Annotated in this window: 12 protein-coding genes; 7 read left to right on the forward strand and 5 right to left on the reverse strand. The window is 60.5% G+C overall.

The genetic code is table 11. The features are described 5' to 3' along the window. Together F7R20_RS02820 and F7R20_RS02825 are read left to right on the forward strand one after the other, a co-directional pair. Entirely contained in the window at positions 1-6,309 is a 6,309-nt protein-coding gene (locus F7R20_RS02820) for an AAA domain-containing protein (protein ID WP_081352509.1), read from the forward strand. After that, positions 6,306-7,664, forward strand: coding sequence for a coiled-coil domain-containing protein (locus F7R20_RS02825; RefSeq protein ID WP_197675459.1), 1,359 nt, complete (start codon positions 6,306-6,308; stop codon positions 7,662-7,664). Before F7R20_RS02820 ends, F7R20_RS02825 begins: the two co-directional genes overlap by 4 nt. A gap of 138 nt (positions 7,665-7,802) precedes the next feature. On the opposite strand, the gene F7R20_RS02830 is transcribed toward F7R20_RS02825, so the two are convergent. The 5 genes from F7R20_RS02830 to F7R20_RS02850 all read right to left on the reverse strand — a co-directional run bounded on the left by F7R20_RS02830 (position 7,803) and on the right by F7R20_RS02850 (position 12,476). Beyond that, on the reverse strand, positions 7,803-8,876 hold the full coding sequence (locus F7R20_RS02830) for a polyamine ABC transporter substrate-binding protein (protein ID WP_151180587.1): 1,074 nt from the start codon (positions 8,874-8,876) through the stop codon (positions 7,803-7,805). Between the two features lie 44 nt (positions 8,877-8,920). After that, positions 8,921-9,262, reverse strand: coding sequence for a cupin domain-containing protein (locus F7R20_RS02835; protein ID WP_039011379.1), 342 nt, complete (start codon positions 9,260-9,262; stop codon positions 8,921-8,923). Continuing rightward, positions 9,259-10,683 (reverse strand): NAD(P)/FAD-dependent oxidoreductase, encoded by a 1,425-nt coding sequence (locus tag F7R20_RS02840; protein ID WP_041020390.1) that lies wholly within the window; start codon positions 10,681-10,683, stop codon positions 9,259-9,261. Before F7R20_RS02840 ends, F7R20_RS02835 begins: the two co-directional genes overlap by 4 nt. A gap of 57 nt (positions 10,684-10,740) precedes the next feature. Further along, positions 10,741-11,541: a helix-turn-helix domain-containing protein gene (locus tag F7R20_RS02845; RefSeq protein WP_081352508.1), complete on the reverse strand. Its 801-nt coding sequence runs from the start codon at positions 11,539-11,541 to the stop codon at positions 10,741-10,743. Positions 11,542-11,645: 104 nt separating this feature from the next. Beyond that, positions 11,646-12,476, reverse strand: coding sequence for a DMT family transporter (locus F7R20_RS02850; RefSeq protein ID WP_245224356.1), 831 nt, complete (start codon positions 12,474-12,476; stop codon positions 11,646-11,648). Here F7R20_RS02850 and F7R20_RS31560 point away from each other — a divergent pair. The 5 genes from F7R20_RS31560 to F7R20_RS02870 all read left to right on the forward strand — a co-directional run bounded on the left by F7R20_RS31560 (position 12,460) and on the right by F7R20_RS02870 (position 15,856). Continuing rightward, a complete protein-coding gene (locus F7R20_RS31560) occupies positions 12,460-12,660 on the forward strand; it encodes a hypothetical protein (protein ID WP_162276479.1) in 201 nt (66 codons plus the stop codon). The two genes, F7R20_RS02850 and F7R20_RS31560, sit on opposite strands and share 17 nt — an antisense overlap. Before the next feature lie 71 nt (positions 12,661-12,731). Continuing rightward, complete coding sequence (locus F7R20_RS02855) at positions 12,732-13,349, forward strand: TetR/AcrR family transcriptional regulator (protein WP_081352507.1); 618 nt, start codon at positions 12,732-12,734, stop codon at positions 13,347-13,349. A gap of 186 nt (positions 13,350-13,535) precedes the next feature. After that, positions 13,536-14,843 carry a sulfite dehydrogenase gene (gene soxC / locus F7R20_RS02860; RefSeq protein ID WP_232002320.1) on the forward strand — a complete coding sequence of 436 codons (1,308 nt, stop codon included), beginning with the start codon at positions 13,536-13,538 and terminating at the stop codon, positions 14,841-14,843. Beyond that, complete coding sequence (locus F7R20_RS02865) at positions 14,830-15,405, forward strand: c-type cytochrome (RefSeq protein ID WP_027912464.1); 576 nt, start codon at positions 14,830-14,832, stop codon at positions 15,403-15,405. Before soxC ends, F7R20_RS02865 begins: the two co-directional genes overlap by 14 nt. A 61-nt stretch (positions 15,406-15,466) precedes the next feature. Continuing rightward, positions 15,467-15,856: a DUF2946 family protein gene (locus F7R20_RS02870; protein WP_081352505.1), complete on the forward strand. Its 390-nt coding sequence runs from the start codon at positions 15,467-15,469 to the stop codon at positions 15,854-15,856. The last annotated feature ends 18 nt before the right edge of the window (positions 15,857-15,874 follow it).

The following is a 15,874-nucleotide window of genomic DNA, read 5'->3' on the forward strand; positions in this document are numbered from 1 at the left end:
ATGATACGTTTCTGCCCTAACTGCAAAACCGAGCGCGCCCTCCAGGAAATGTTCTGCGAAGGGCTCATTCAGGAACAACCCTGCGGCTGGGACCTCGCTGGCGAACCCATTCGTGCCGCCGGCTGGCGGCCGCAAGCCGTCTTCACTGAGGAAACCCTCCCGCCAGTCAGTCCGGCTCAGGGGAATGTCCCTGACCTGCTCTGCGAAAATGGTCACCCGATGGTCGATGGCGACCTGATGTGCCTTGAATGTGGTAGCTCACTTGCGCAAGCAACGTCCTACGACGCCCAACCAGACAGCAGCGAACCAGAGGGCATCGCCCAGACCCTGATCGATGGTTGGCGCCTGATCCGTCAGATCAGCAGCACCGACGGCGTGCGAGAACGATACCTCGCCAAGCACGAAGAAACCGCACAACAGGCGGTCCTGACCCTGTATCGACCCGGCGCCGAACCGGACCCGGCGATCTATGATGTGATCCGCCGACTGCCACGCGAGCACGCCCCCGAAATCATTGCCACCGGCCGTTGGGATGACCGTGCCTATGAAGTCATTGAAGAACTCACCGGCGGGACCCTGGCAGAACTTGGCAGTGTGATCCGCGACAGCGACAGCGTGCACCATGTGGTCAATGAACTGGGCCTGGCGCTGCATGCTTTCAACGAGGCCGGCCTGCGCCATCGTGACCTGCGCCCGGCCAGCCTGCTGGTACGTTCCCGCGAACCGCTGGACCTGGTCATCAGCGGCTTCGGCTCGGCACGCCTGTCCGAGTTCGACCTGGACATCGTATCGCCACTGGAAACCAGTCGCTACATGGCGCCCGAAGCCATCGCAGGCGGCGTTGCGGCTGCCTCGGACTGGTGGAGCCTGGGCATGATCCTGCTCGAGCAACTGACCCAGGGCGCCTGCTTCGATGGCATCAATGCCAATGCATTTCTTATTCACGTGCTCGCCAACGGCGTGCCGATCCCCGACGATCTCGACCCGCGTCTGAACCTGCTGCTGCGAGGTCTGCTGGCACGCGACCGTCATCAGCGCTGGCAATGGCCGCAGGTCGAAGGCTGGCTCAACGGCGTTGCGGTCGAGGCTCCGGCCTCTTCCGTCCAGCAAACCGACGAAGGTGAAGGCGCGACCCTACGGCTGGGCGAGCGCCGCTTTCACAAGCCCGGCGTATTCGCCCTGGCGGCAGCCCAGGCGGATAACTGGCAACAGGCCCTGGACCATTTGCTGCGCGGTGTGATCGTGACGTGGGCCGAGCAGGTCGGTCTCGCCCCTTCTCTAGTCGCCGGCTTGCGTCAGGTCGTTCAGCACGAGGGGATTGAGGACGACTTCCGTCTGATGTTGGCGCTGAGAATCCTCAATCCGGAAATCCCGTTGATTCATCGTGGCGACATCGTCACACCAGGATGGCTACTGGAGCACCCACTGGAAGGCTATCGCCTGATCAGCGGGTCGGTCCCGGACCTGCTTGAGCAATTGCAGACCGACAACTGGCTGTCGCGTCTCAAATCCCGCGCCGAAAACGTACGTCAGCGTGCCCTGCACCAACACATCGAGTTGGTGGAAGAGGAACTGCGGGTATTCCTGCTATCGACCTCGCGAGCCAAGCTGTCCACGCAATGGCAAGAGCGCCAACGCCTGTTTCCAGACACCGACCATTCAGGACTGACCTCACTGTCGGAGCGTCGGGTGATCGCCGAAGAAGATCTGATTGTGCTGCTCAGCGCGGCGATCAGTCAGTTCCGTTCGGGGGCCTCAATAGTAGAGGCCGCCGCCGAGCTGGCCAGGGCTGCCGATGTCGGTTGGTTCGACGCCGAAGCGGCGACCCAACTGCTGTTGCATTCGCGGCTTGAGCTGTACCGCAGTGTCGATGAACGCATCCAAGGCTTTGCCCGTTGTGGCGTGCCGGCAGTGGACGAATGGGCCGAGCAGTTCCGCCTGGAGCGACGTATGCCGTTGGCCCAGGCACTGGTGTTGCTCGCCATCCCGTCCAGTCATTGGCTGGAACCACAGAAACAGCAGTACGTCTCACAGATCCTCGACTTCTTCGAGAAGAAGGTGGTGACCGCAGTGATGCGCGGGCCACTGGTGCGTATGAGCATCGGCAAGACCACCGCACGGGTCGACATCAATGAACTGAACAGCGAGCGCAGTCCGGCCGCGGCTTTGCTCGATCACCTGCTGCAACGTAATGCCCGGGCAGTGAACCTCGACCCAGAGAGCTTTCAGCTCAACGGCCAGTTGGAATCGCGTCTGCATGCCCTGTACCGGCAAAGCGCGCTGTACAAACGCGACACCGGCATCGACGGCCTGTACCTGGGCTTCCCTTTCCTGCTCAATCGCGACCCTCGCGGCACCACGCGTACGCGGATCATCCCACTGCTGTTGTGGCCAGTGAAGCTGCTGCTGGAGTTGGGTGCTCGTGGTCACGCCGCCTTGGCGTTTGACAGTGAGCGTGAGGAAGTGCGGCTCAACCCTGCGTTGGAAAGCGTGCTCGGCGCCGAAACCTGCAAACGATGGCGCAAGACCGTCGATGAACTGCTGGGCCGCTCGTCAATTCGTGCAGCGGATGTGATGGATGCCTTCGGCATGCTTGCCACCATTCGCTCACGGGCCCTTGGCAACCTACCCGCCAGCACCGTGGAGATCGCGCCCTACCAAGACGAACTGGACTGCGCGGCGGTGCTGTTTCACGTGACCTTCATGGGACAAGCCATCGGTGAAGACCTGCGCCAACTGAAAACCCTGTCGCCCGCCGGTACCGGCCTGGAAACGGCGTTGCGCCTCAAGACTGCCGACGAAACCGCGCACGAGGCACCGCCAGGCGAGCTGCAACGTTACTTCACCGTGGCCAGCGATCCCTCCCAGGAAGCGGCCGTGATCCAGGCCCGACAAAGCCCGGGACTGCTGGTCGAGGGGCCGCCCGGAACCGGCAAGAGCCAGACCATCGTCAACATGGTCGCCGACGCCATCGGCCGCCAGCGCAGCTTGCTTATCGTCTGCCAGAAACATGCGGCGCTTGAAGTGGTGTACAAACGCCTGGTCGCCGAAGGCCTTGGCCAACGCATCGTCATGCTCAATGACGTCAACCGCGACCGCGAGCCCGTCATCCGCAATATTCGCGAACAACTGGAAAGCCTGTTCACGAACGGCAGCCAGGCGCAGGGCTGGCAGCGCCAGCGCGAACAGGTCGCGGCCCGCATCGAGGCCCTGGAGGGCGAGCTCGACCGCTTCCACCAGAGTCTGCATCGCCTGGATGAAAATACCGGCCTCAGTTATCGCAGGCTGCTCGGCGAGTTGATTGAATTGGAATCCGGCCCGGCCCCGCTCGAGTTTCCGGCCCTGCGCCAACGCCTGGCCTCCCTGGACCTCGCTAGCCTGACCCGTTTGGAGGAAAGCTGCGCCCCTCTGATTCGCCTGTGGTTGCCCGCACGCTACGAAGGCAGTCCATTGGCCCAGTTACAGTCGTTCGCCGCCGACCGGGCGACTTTGCAGGCTTTCACCGACAATCTGCACAGTTTCACCCAAGCCGAACACAACCGTCAGGCCACGCTGCAAGCACACCCTGCCAGCTTCGAAATCGACGACCCGGCGCCGTACCGTAACTGGATAGCGGCCCATGTCGCAGCCCTGCTCGACCTGAAGCAAGAGCAACGTCTGCGCCTTGCGCGGTGGCTACCGCTTTTCCGCAGCCGCGAAGCGGGCCAACCTCCACGGGGAGAGTCGATTCTCGGTGAACTACAGCAACTGGATCAGCAACTTGGCCAATTGGATCAGGACCACTACGCCCCCGCCTTGTCACCGGCCCTCTGCCTGCTCGAAAACAAGGCCCTCAGGCATCTGGATCAAGACTGTACCAAGGTTATGGCTACCCGGTCCTGGCTGGCGAATATCAATCCGCTGCATCTGCTGCGGCGCAAGCGACTGCGCAACTTCCTTCAGGACCAGGGGGAAAGCCGTGTTATTGAAGCACTACCCACCCTGCAGGCAGCCATCCGCCTTGAAAGCCAATGGCGACCATTGCGCGCCGAGCTGAGTACCTTGCACCAGGCGTTGGAACTGGAACCTGTGAGTAGGCAAGCCTGCCTGGAATTGATCAGCTTCGTGAAGAGCGACATCCGCCACCTCCTGGAAATCCAGTCGCTGGCCGTGGCGTTGGCGCAATCGCCTCGCGCCCGGCAGGCCGATGAGGCCGCCCTCGCCGGCGACAAGCAGCATCTCGAGGCTCTGCTCAGCGATCTCGATGCTTCGCTGATGCGCCATGGCGTTCGCCAATCCAGCCTCGAGCAACTCAAGGTACTCGGCGACTGGCTGGGCGAAGAACTGGTGCAGCAGCTGCAGCATGCCATCGAGCACAATCTGAGCAATCAACTGTCTCTTGATCGGCTGCATGAAGCACTGCCCTTCCTGGCCGCCTACCAGGCATTCCGCGGGCGCGCTGCTCAGTTGACAGCAGCCGACCTGGAGCTGCTCGCATTGCTGCGCCAACGCCAGGAACAGTTGGACAACATCGCGCCCGAGCAACTTGAAGCCGCGGTGCGGCGCCTGCTCAACCGCGAAGCTCGACTGGGTTGGAAACACCGCGTCGAGCAAACCAATCCCGAACTGCTGTTCAGCCAGGACGAAGCCCGCGCCAAAGTCACCAGCCTCGCGCAAGCCGATGCGCAGATGCGGCTGCTCAATCGCGAGCTGCTGGCCAAAGCCATCAACCTTGATCACCTGGGTAATCGCAAACAATGGGAGGATGTCACTCGTCTGACTGGCAAACGCTCACGACGCCTGCGCGAATTCATTGAACTGGGCAGTCACTTAGGCCTGATGAGCCTGCGCCCGGTGTGGCTGATGAACCCGGACGTCGCCAGCCGTGTGCTGCCGCTCAAGGCAGGCCTGTTCGATACCGTTATCTACGACGAAGCCTCACAGATGCCGGTTGAGTTCGCCCTGCCGACCCTGTTCCGCGGGCAGATCACTGTGGTCAGCGGCGATGAGAAGCAAATGCCGCCGACGGCATTCTTTTCCAGTCGCATCGAAAGCGACGAAGCCGAAGTGTTTGATGGCGACGAACCTGATGAAGACGCGGATGAGGAACAGCGCGAAGCGTTCGAAGACACTTGGAATCGTCGCGAGATCAAGGATTGCCCCGACCTGCTGCAACTAGCGCGCAACGCCCTGCCCAGCACGACATTGCAGATCCACTACCGCTCGGCCTACCGTGAACTGATCGGCTTTTCCAACGCCTCGTTCTATGGCAATCGCCTGAACGTTCCGGTCCGACACCCGCAAGCGAGCATCCAGCGCATCAAGCCGCTGGAGCTGATCCAGGTCGGTGGGCTGTATCAAAACCAGAGCAACGCCCAGGAAGCCGAACGGGTCGTCGAGTACCTGAACGAATTGTGGCAGGAGCCCTACGACCAGCGACCCTCGGTGGGTGTCGTCACCTTCAACCGCAAGCAGGCCGACCTCATCGAGGAGCACTTGGAGCAGCGGGCAGAGCAGGATGAACTGTTCCGCGCCGCCTACACCCAGGAGCGCGAGCGCAGCGAAGACGGCGAGGACATGTCGGTGTTCGTCAAGAACGTGGAGAACGTGCAGGGGGATGAACGCGACATCATCGTCTTCTCCTCCACCTTCGGTCGCAACAGCCAAGGCACATTCCGCCGCAGCTTCGGTGTACTGGGGCAGACGGGTGGCGAACGACGCCTGAACGTGGCGGTGACTCGCGCCCGGCGCAAGGTGGTGATGATCACGTCGATGCCGATCGCCGACATCTCCGACATGCTCAACACGCACCGTGCCCCCAACAGCCCGCGAGACTATCTGCAAGGCTATCTGGAATATGCTCGCGCGCTCTCCTCGGGCGAGTTCAGCAGCAGTACCAAGTTGCTGGAGCGCCTGCAGACCGACCGCAGCAGCCAGCATCGTGAGCAAGGTCAGCAACGCGACGGCTTTGTCAGGCTGGTCGGTGAATTCATTCATTCCCTGGGATGGCAGGCCGCTCCCGCCAGTGAAGGCGACGCTTTCGGTCTCGACTTCGCCATCGAGAATCCAGGCACGGGCCTTTACGCAATCGGCATCGAGTGCGATGCGCCTTGCCATAATCTGCTGGAACGTGCCCGCGCCCGAGAAATTTGGCGCCCATCCGTGCTGCACCGCGCCATCCCGCACATCCATCGTGTGTCGTCGCAAGCTTGGTATCACAGCGGCGACAGCGAACGCTCACGGCTGCGTGAAGCAATCGAACACGCCATGCAAGCCGAGCAGCCGCTGCAACCCAGCCCTACTTCAGTTGATACGGAAATCTGCCAATGAGTGGTCCCAAGGTCGTTCGCATTGTTACCCGCGAAGAAATCATCGCCATTTGTGAAGGCCACCTGCAACGCCTGGAACGCGCCGTGGACCGCTGGCAGACACAGGCCACAAGGCTTGGCGAACTCAGTGAACAGGAGCGCTCCGCCTTCTTGGAGCGACACACTCGCCTTCGCGCTCTGCTGGCAGAAGACCGATTGGCAGAACTGCAGAAGGCCGTTCCAGTGGAGATCGAGCACCTACACCGTGACTTGGAGGACCGCGAAGAGCGCGCAATCATTCGCGCTGCCGAACGACGCCAACGCGACCGACGCGTCCAGGAAAACGCAGAAACCCTGCTTGACGCTTTGCAAGCCAACCCCGAAAGCGTCGATCAGGCCTTGCTGGAATCCCTCTCCCGATTGGCCAGCGGTGCCAGTCGTGAAGATGCCGAACGTCTGCTGGCCGAGGGTTTCGGCCACTTGAGCAAGGCAAACGAGGAGCCAACCCTAAGCGATACCCAACGCGTCCTCGCGCAGCAACTCAAGCTCGACGAACCCGAGCTTTCCCTGCGCGAATGGATTGCGGCCCGGGAGCCGGATGCAACGCGCGACGTACGGTTGCTACGCATTGACCGCCACATCGTGGAGCTGCAACTGCTGCAAGGCGCTGAGTGTGCCGCGCCGTTCCTCCTGGCACTGGAACGCGCTGAAACGGAAGCCGATGCCAAGCGGCGCAACCTGCTGCTCGACAGCCTAGTACTCGACCTCGCCGCTGCCACCCGAAACTTCCAGAGACAGCGCGAGTGTCTCGAACAAATGCAGGATCTGGCCAGCGAAGTCAAAACCTACACAGGCATCGAACACGCGACCTTGCTTGGTCATATTGGCGCTTGTGCAACCGACACCGAGCTCTCGGTAATGACCGGACTGATCGAGCAGTGTAAAACGCTTATCGCTTCCCACTTACAGGACCAGGCCGCCCTCGCCCGCCGCGAAGCCGTGCTCGGCGGCTTGGCCAGCCTCGGCTACGAAGTGCGCGAAGGCATGGCGACTGCCTGGGCAGAAACCGGCAAGGTCGTGCTGCGCAAGGCCGCTACCCCCGGGTACGGAGTGGAAGTGGGTGGCAAAGCCGATAATGGCCGTCTGCAGGTTCGCGCCATAGCCCTCGGCAGCGATCGCGACAAGGCGCGGGATCGCGACATTGAAACCATCTGGTGCGGCGAATTCCAGCGGCTGCAGACCTTATTGAAAAACAAGGGCAGCGAATTACTCATCGAGCGTGCGCTTTCGGTAGGTGAAGTCCCACTTAAAGAAACGAATATTTCCGAGCCGGGCGTAGAAACAATCGCTGGTCAACAGAATGCATTTCTTAAATGAACCGCTGAGGCTCACCCCACCGCAAGCCATTGCCAACACACTCCGCCGCCAGAAATCATGGTGCCCGTGTGAGGCATGCTTTCGCACCGCGGACCTGCCGCCGATGATCCGGGCTGCCCGCATCATCGGCGATTGACTTTATTGCCCGTTTTTAACCCGACTCCAAACACGCGTGCGCAGCCGGTCGGTCTCTAGCGGCATCGCTTCCAGAACGAAGAGTTTCTTCATCACGCTTTCAGGCGGATACACCATCGGGTCGTTGAGAATGGCCTTGTCGACCATGCCTTCAGCGGCAGCATTGCCGTTGGCATAGTGCACGTGGTTGCTGATGTCAGCCATGACGTTGGGGTCCAGCAGGTAATTCAGAAACGCGTAACCGGCAGCTTCATTCGGAGAATCGGCGGGCATGGCGACCATGTCGAACCACATGGGTGAGCCTTCCTTGGGGATGGCGTAGGCAATCTGTTGGCCATTGCCGGCCTCATTGGCTCTGGCGGCCGCCTGCATCACGTCGCCAGAGAACCCGACGACCAGACACACGTCTCCCGTTGCAAGATCGCTGGTGTACTTGGAGTTGTGGAAGTAATTCACATAGGGCCGCACTTTGAGTAGCAGGGCCTGGGCCTTCTCGTAGTCGGCCTTGTCCTTGCTGTGATGCCCAAGCCCCAGGTAGTTCAAGGCGATGGGAAGGATCTCGGGGCCGTTGTCGAGCATGGCTACGCCGCATCGGGCGAGTTTTTTCATGTTCTCCGGCTTGAAGATGATGTCCCATGAGTCTATCGGTACATCGCCCAGGACTGCCTTGACCTTGGCGACGTTGTAGCCGATGCCGGTGCTGCCCCACAGGTACGGGAAACCGTATCGGTTGCCCGGATCGTTGGCCTCCAGAACTTTCATCAGCGTCGGGTTGAGGTTCTGCCAGTTCGGCAGCTTGCTACGGTCCAGCGGTTTCAGCGCACCGGCCTTGATCTGCCGGGCCATGAAGTGGTTGGAGGGAAACACCACGTCATACCCGGAACGGCCGGCCATCAGTTTGGCGTCGAGGACCTCGTTGCTGTCGTACACGTCATACTGAGTCGGGTGCCCGGTATGGCTGGTAAAGTTTTGCAGGGTATCTGGGGCAATGTAACTGCTCCAGTTGTAGATCCTGACGGTGTCTGCCGCCTGAGCGGTGGACGCGATCAACAGTAGCGGAACGATCGACTTCAACATACGAGACCTCAACCTTTGTTCTTTACGTTATGGGTGAAGGCAGTTCAGAAAATCAGCACGTAGCTTTTGCGAACGGTTTCTTGTATATCCCAGACTCCCGTGGTGTTCGCAGGCAACATCAATGCGTCGCCGGCCTGGATATGAAGGACCTCACCGCCATCCGGGGTGAAGGTGCAGCGCCCCTGGATGAAATGGCAGAACTCCTGTTGCACGATCTGGCGCCGCCAGCGGCCGGGGGTGCATTCCCACACGCCGGCTTCGACGCCGTCATCGCGTTCAACGCTTGTCGTGGCAACCTGTGAAACCGGCTCACCCAGCGGTACGCCAACAGCGCTCGATTCCCCGAGAGGCAAGTGTGGGGTGTCGCGAAAATGATCGATCTTCATGCGAACGGCTCCTTGGACTTCATCAATCGTTCCATGCAACCCGCCAGACCCTCGGCCATCCGGCGACGCCAGCGCGGTACATGGAGGTTGGCCAATATCCGATCCTCGTGAACAAAGCTCTGGATAATGGCGTTGTAACCCAGCCAGCGCAGGGGCTCTGGCTCCCAGCGTGGCAACGAGGCCAGCGGACGGTCGGCCCACACCCAAGGCTGGCGTGTCAGTTCGTTGTCCTGACCAAGAATCAGCGCGGCCACGGTACGGCCACCCAGGTTGCTGGCGCCTACGCCTTCACCGCCATAGCCACCGGCGAGTGCGATCTTCTGGCGACGGTCGGCCAGCATGTGCGGGTGAAAATGCCGGGCGACACCCAGGTTGCCGCCCCAGGCGTGAGTCAGGCGAACATTGCGCAACATCGGAAATAGCTCGCTGAACAGGTACTGGCGCAACTCACGTTCGGCCTGACTGAGGTTGAAGTCACTGCGCAGGCGACCTCCAAAGCGATAGCCACCGCGGGCACCAAATACCAAGCGGTCATCGCGGCTGCGCTGACCGTAGGTGACTTGTCGGCTGTTTTCGCTGAAAGCCTGGCCACGGTTGAGTCCGATTTGGGCCCATACGTCGGCCGAGAGCGGCTCAGTCGCAACGATCAGGCTCTGCGCGGCCAGTTGATATTTGTTCAGCGGGGGCAAGGCACTGGCATACCCCTCGACGGCCGGCACCACCCAATCGGCGCTCACCCGACCGTGCTCGGTTCGAACTTGGCCTGCCGTCCAGTCGAGCACAGCGCTTTGCTCGAAAATACGCACCCCCATGCGCTCCACGACTTTGGCTAGCCCCCGTACCAACCGGGCAGGTTGAAGGGTCGCGCAGTGAGGTGAATACAGGGCGCCGTACGCCTGGGCCACATTCAATTGTTCGCGCAAAGCCTGAGGGCTCAGCCAGCGATAATCGTCTTCACCCAGGCCTTGCGCACGGGCGGCAGCGAGTTGTTCGCGCAGGCGCCGTTCTTGCTCGGGATACCGCGCCGCGCAGTACAGCACGCCACCTTTACGCAGTTCGCAATCGATGCTTTCGACATGGCACACCCGCGCCACTTCATCGGGAATTCCGTGCAGCAGTTGATATCCTGCATGACGTTGGGCGGCGGGCAAGGGCCCCAGGAGTCGGTCTTCGCCGAGCAGATTCCCCATCAACCAGCCGCCATTGCGGCCGGAGGCGCCGAAACCGGCAATCTGTGCTTCAACTATGACGATGTCCAGGTGCGGTGCTTGCTGCTTGAGGTAATAGGCCGTCCAAAGGCCGCTGTAGCCGGCACCGATGATCACCACATCGGCTCGCAGATCCTGATGCAACGCCGGACGCGGCGTCAGCGCCTCGTCGACTTGCTCCATCCACAAACTCACACCACCCCAACCAGCCATTACCTGCTCCATCGTTTGATTGCCGACAGAGCTTAATGCGCAGCGAAGGGGCCTGTGTTATCTGCGGGTACGCGCGCAATTGGCCTTCAACCAGGCTTTTGGTGTGCAGCCGGTATGGCTGCGGAAAGCCTTGTAGAACGCCGAGGTGGAATTGAATCCGGCAGCCACTGCGAGGGCATCGATGGGTGCGTTTTCGTCGTAACTGGCGAGGCGTTCAAGGAGGTAGGCCAAGCGAGCCTGAGTCACGTAGCGATAGAAGCTTTGCCCGAGCACTTGATTCAATAAGTAAGACAACTGATTACGGCTGTACCCGGTGGCGCTGGCGATCCGTGCAAGATCCAGGTCAGGGTCCAGGAATGGCTGCTGGCGGGTAAAATAATCGGCCAAGTCTCGCGCCATGAAGCTCAGCTGGCGCGCCGAGAGCCCTAGCTTACTGATGGCGGGGGCGCGAAGCCCGGCGTGGGGCTCGCCGTCGCGCACGAGTGACGCGTATTCGTTGACACGCAGGATCTGACCCTCACATACGGTGATCGCTTCGCTGGTGCGAAAAACCACCCGCTCGCCACTGCCCTTCAGAGCGGTCTGGTACTGGATGAATGCCGTGCAGCCGTCAGCGCGGATGCGGTCATTGTGCTCAAGATACTCATCGGGATGGCGCGGCAACGTGCCGGTGATGTAGGCGCGCAGCTCGGTCAGCCCCATGCTGCGGTTCTGGAAAAAATCGTTGTATTGCACTTGCGGGTGATAGAGCGCAAGTATCGCCTCCAGGTCGCGGTGCTTCCAGGCCATGTGATAGCGCAGCACCACCTCGAGGGTGAGCTTTGTCTGTTCGGCGGTATCTGACGGGACGAGGAGCATGGGTTGACGGGCCTTATGACTGGGCGGCACCAGTCTAGTCCTTGAGTGGTTGAGCGAACAAACTCAGGCACGCCCAGGCGCACATGATTGAGAGAGCGGAGCCTCTAGCTGCCTGTGGCTCTGCCATGCTTGCCACCCAGCACCAACGCAACGCCGCCCAGTACAGCAATGGATGCCAACACCATCCTTACGCTCAGGCTTTCCCCCAGAAAAACGATGCCCGCCAGCGAAGCCAGGATGGGCACGCTTAGCTGCACCGTCGCGGCTTGAAACGCTGCAAGATAACGCACCGCGACGTACCAGACCGCGTAGCCGACGCCTGACGCCAGCGCACCGGAAAGCACCGCATAAAGTATCCCCTGCGGATCCCAACGCAGCGCTGAGAGAAACGGCACGCTTGCCATCAAGACCAGGGGAATCGAGCGCAAGAAGTTGCCGGTTGTGGTGGTCAGCGGATCGGCGACAGTTTTGCCAAGCAGTGAGTAGATCCCCCATGCCACCCCCGATAACAGCATCGTGAGTGCGCTAACGGGGTCAGGTGCTGCGGCACCTGGAAGCAGCAGGCTAACCAAGCCAACAATCGCCAGCACAAACCCAACGACTGCCAACGTGTGCATCCGCTCGCCTTTGAACACGCCGTACAGAACCATGCTCAGTTGAACCGCGCCAAACAACAGCAGCGCCCCCGTCCCGGTCTCCAAATGACGGTACGCGAAGGAAAAAGCGAAGACGTAAACGAACAAGGCTGCGGCGCCCTTCCAACTGCCTTTGATCGTGCTGGAGGACCGTCTCAAGGCACATATCAGCCATAACACCAAGGCCCCGCTGGCCAGCCGGACCACGCTGAAACTCGCGGCATCGATGTTGGTGTGCTTAAGCGCCAGGCGGCACAGCAGCGAGTTCGCGGCAAAGGCGAGCATGGCGAAACAGATCATCGCGATCAATCTTGCCGAAGCTGACGAGCTGGACGCCTTCGTTACGGAGTTGCTTATTGTCATGGTCGATCCCAATGCCCAGGCAGGCTCTCAGAACGCTCGACGCCACCGCGCCCTTGAAAATACGTTAAACGCCTCTGTACCGATCGGTCAATACAACTATCTTCCTGCGACCTTGGGATGAGCTTCTCCCGTCTGTATCCTTCAGCGCGCACGCATGGGTATGATTGAAGCTCAACCGGTTGGAATCGACCCATGGGAAAAAAGAAAGCCGTCGTCGCTGCCGAACCTGCTGAAACAAGCACCAAGGAGCGAATACTGAAAATCGCCGCGCAGTTGTTTTCGACGCGCGGGTTTCACGCGACCGGCATGGCTGAGTTGGAAAAAGCCACTGGCCTGGCTCGCGGCGCGCTGTATTACCACATCGGCAGCAAGGAAGAACTGCTGTTCGAAATCACCAGCCGGTATCTGCGGGTGCTCATCGCAGAAGGCACGCCTCTGTGCGAGAGCGATTTGGCTGCGGAAGATAAATTTCGCCAGTTCTCGGCCATCGTGATGCGCACGATTGTCACCCACCTGGCCGAAATGACGGTGTGTTTCCGGGAAGTGTATTCGGTCATTGGCGAGCGCCAGACCGAGTTGCTCGACCTGCACCGACAGTATGAAAAGCTCTGGTCGCACATCCTCAAGACTGGCGTGAGCGAGGGGACCTTCCGCACATCGGACTCGTTGGCCGTGAAGGCTATCCTTGGTATTCATCACTACAGCTACTTGTGGATCAAACCCGGAGGCCCACGCTCGCCGGAATCCATCGCGACGTTTTTCTGCGACACCCTCCTGCCCGGACTGAAGGTTGAGCCACCCCTGGCTTGACTGTCATCAGCGGCGCTTCAAATGCGCCGCCTCCCTCGACCTCCTCCTCATTCACGCGCCATCACCGATGGTTGTCCTTGCGACTGGACCCCCCGCGTTTTTCGTACTAGTCTGACTACAGACCGACCGATCGGTCTATAGACTTGCCGTTGGGTCCATCCCGACAAAGAACCAGAGGGAACAACAATGACAAAAAAATCCATGGTCCCCGCCCAGCAAGACACGCTTCAAACAGCTTTGGCTCGCCGGGATTTCTTGATTAAAAGCGGGGCCGTTATCGGCACTGCTGCCTTTGCGCTGGGTGATAGCGACCTGGTCAACGCAGAGACGACCAACATCGCCCCGCTTGGTCCGAGCCAGCCCCTTGAAGTCCCGCAATGGACCCGCAGTCTTGGCGCCCCGACGGCAAGCCCTTATGGCAAACCTTCAACGTTCGAAACCAAAGCCGTCAGGAATCTGTATCCCGGCCTGAAGGACACGATGTCCGCCTACAGCACCTCGCCACTTCAGGAGCTGGACGGCATCATTACCCCGAACGGCCTGTTCTATGAGCGTCATCACGCGGGCGTCCCACAAATCGATCCGGCGCAACATCGGTTGGCGATTCACGGCCTCACCGAAACTGCCTTGATCTTTACCGTGGACGAGATACGCCAGTTCCCCGCTGTGTCACGCGTGCACTTCATGGAGTGTTCGGGCAACCCATCGTTTCTTCCTCCCTGGGGTAAAACCGCAGCGGAAGTGAGCGGCCTGGTGAGTTGCGCTGAATGGACTGGCGTTACCCTGAAGACCCTGCTGGATGAAGCCGGGCTCAAGCCCCAAGCCAAGTGGATCATTGCCGAAGGGGCAGACGGCGCCGCAATGACGCGCAGCATTCCCATCGAGAAATGCCTGGACGATGTGATGGTCGTCTACAGCCAGAACGGCGAGCGTCTAAGGCCGGAACAGGGCTACCCGCTGCGCCTGTTTGTCCCCGGCTACGAGGGCAACACCCACATCAAATGGCTGCGCCGACTGCACATCACCGATGCGCCCGCCTACAGCCGGGAAGAAACCGCCAAATACACCGACTTAATGGCCGATGGTAAAGCTCGGAAGTTTTCCTTTGTCATGGAATGCAAATCACTGGTGACCTACCCTTCCGGCACCCAGAAACTGACACGCAAGGGCCTGCATGAGATGCGTGGCATCGCCTGGAGCGGCCACGGCAAAATCACCCGTGTCGATGTCTCCGTCGATGGCGGCAATACCTGGACGCAAGCCAGGTTACAGGAGCCCATTCTGACCAAGGCGCTGACCGCCTTCAGGGCGCCTTTCGAATGGAACGGCCAAGAGTTGATGATCATGAGCCGCGCCATCGACGAGACCGGCTATGTACAGCCGATGCTGGAACAGCTGATCGATGAACGCGGCAAGGTCTCTTTCTACCACAACAACTCCGTGCAACCGTGGCGCGTGTCCAGCAGTGGGGAGGTGACCAATGGACGGGCTTAAAGGAGGTTCGTTTTTCATCGGCTTGCTGTGCGCCTTTGCGCTGACCCACGCCTCGGCACAATCCCAATACGGTTTGGGCACCAAGGCTACCGAAGCGCAGATCGCCAGTTGGAACATCGACGTGGCGCCCGACGGCAAGGCTTTGCCTCCAGGGCGCGCAACGGTGGCGGACGGGGAAAAGGTCTACATGAACAGTTGCGTCAGCTGTCATGGGGTGAAACTCGAGGGCGGCGTCGGTCCTGCGTTGGCGGGCGGCGAAGGAACCCTGACTACTGACAAACCGCTCAAGACAGTCGGCAGCTATTGGCCCTATGCAACGACGCTTTTCGACTACATTCGCAGAGCCATGCCCTTCCAGGCGCCACAGTCATTGTCCAACGAACAAGTCTATGCAGTGACCGGCTACATCCTGCACATGAACAAGCTGCTGGACGCCAACGCGACCGTGGAAGCATCGACCTTGGTGGATGTAAAGATGCCGAATCGAGACGGTTTTTATACCGATGACAGACCGGACAGCAAGGCTGTTGCCTGTATGTCGAACTGTTTAAAAGCTCACTGACGGATCAAAAAATGTAAAATCCGCTCGCCGATAAACCGTTCCTTCTCAACGAGCTTTGCTGATGAAGCTGGCCAGCCGCGAAAAATCGATGATTGCCTGGGTGCTGTACTTCAGCATCCTGTTCGGTTCGTTGCTGTGCGCGATGGGCCATGGACAAATGGCCGGCTTGCGATTGAGCGGTTTGGACGGCGGACTGTTTTGCTCTACTGACGGCGGGGCAATATTCGAGGGCCTGCAGGATGTGCCCGCCCCTTCGCTGCCCGTCGTCGGTGATTGCGTCATTGCAAGCCTGTTCGGTGCGATCCTGCTGGCAGCGTTTTTCGGGCTGCTCGCCCTGCTTGCCAGCGAGCCAGCCTGGCCCTTGCCCGCACAACCGACCCGTTGCCTACCCAGGCAGCGCTGGCCCCTGATCAATCCTCGCGCCTCCCCCGCCCCGCTTCCCGCGCTCTGACCTCTTCACCACCCGCCG

Origin of the sequence: Pseudomonas brassicacearum subsp. brassicacearum (assembly GCF_008801605.1) — a bacterium.
GTDB lineage: Bacteria > Pseudomonadota > Gammaproteobacteria > Pseudomonadales > Pseudomonadaceae > Aquipseudomonas > Aquipseudomonas brassicacearum.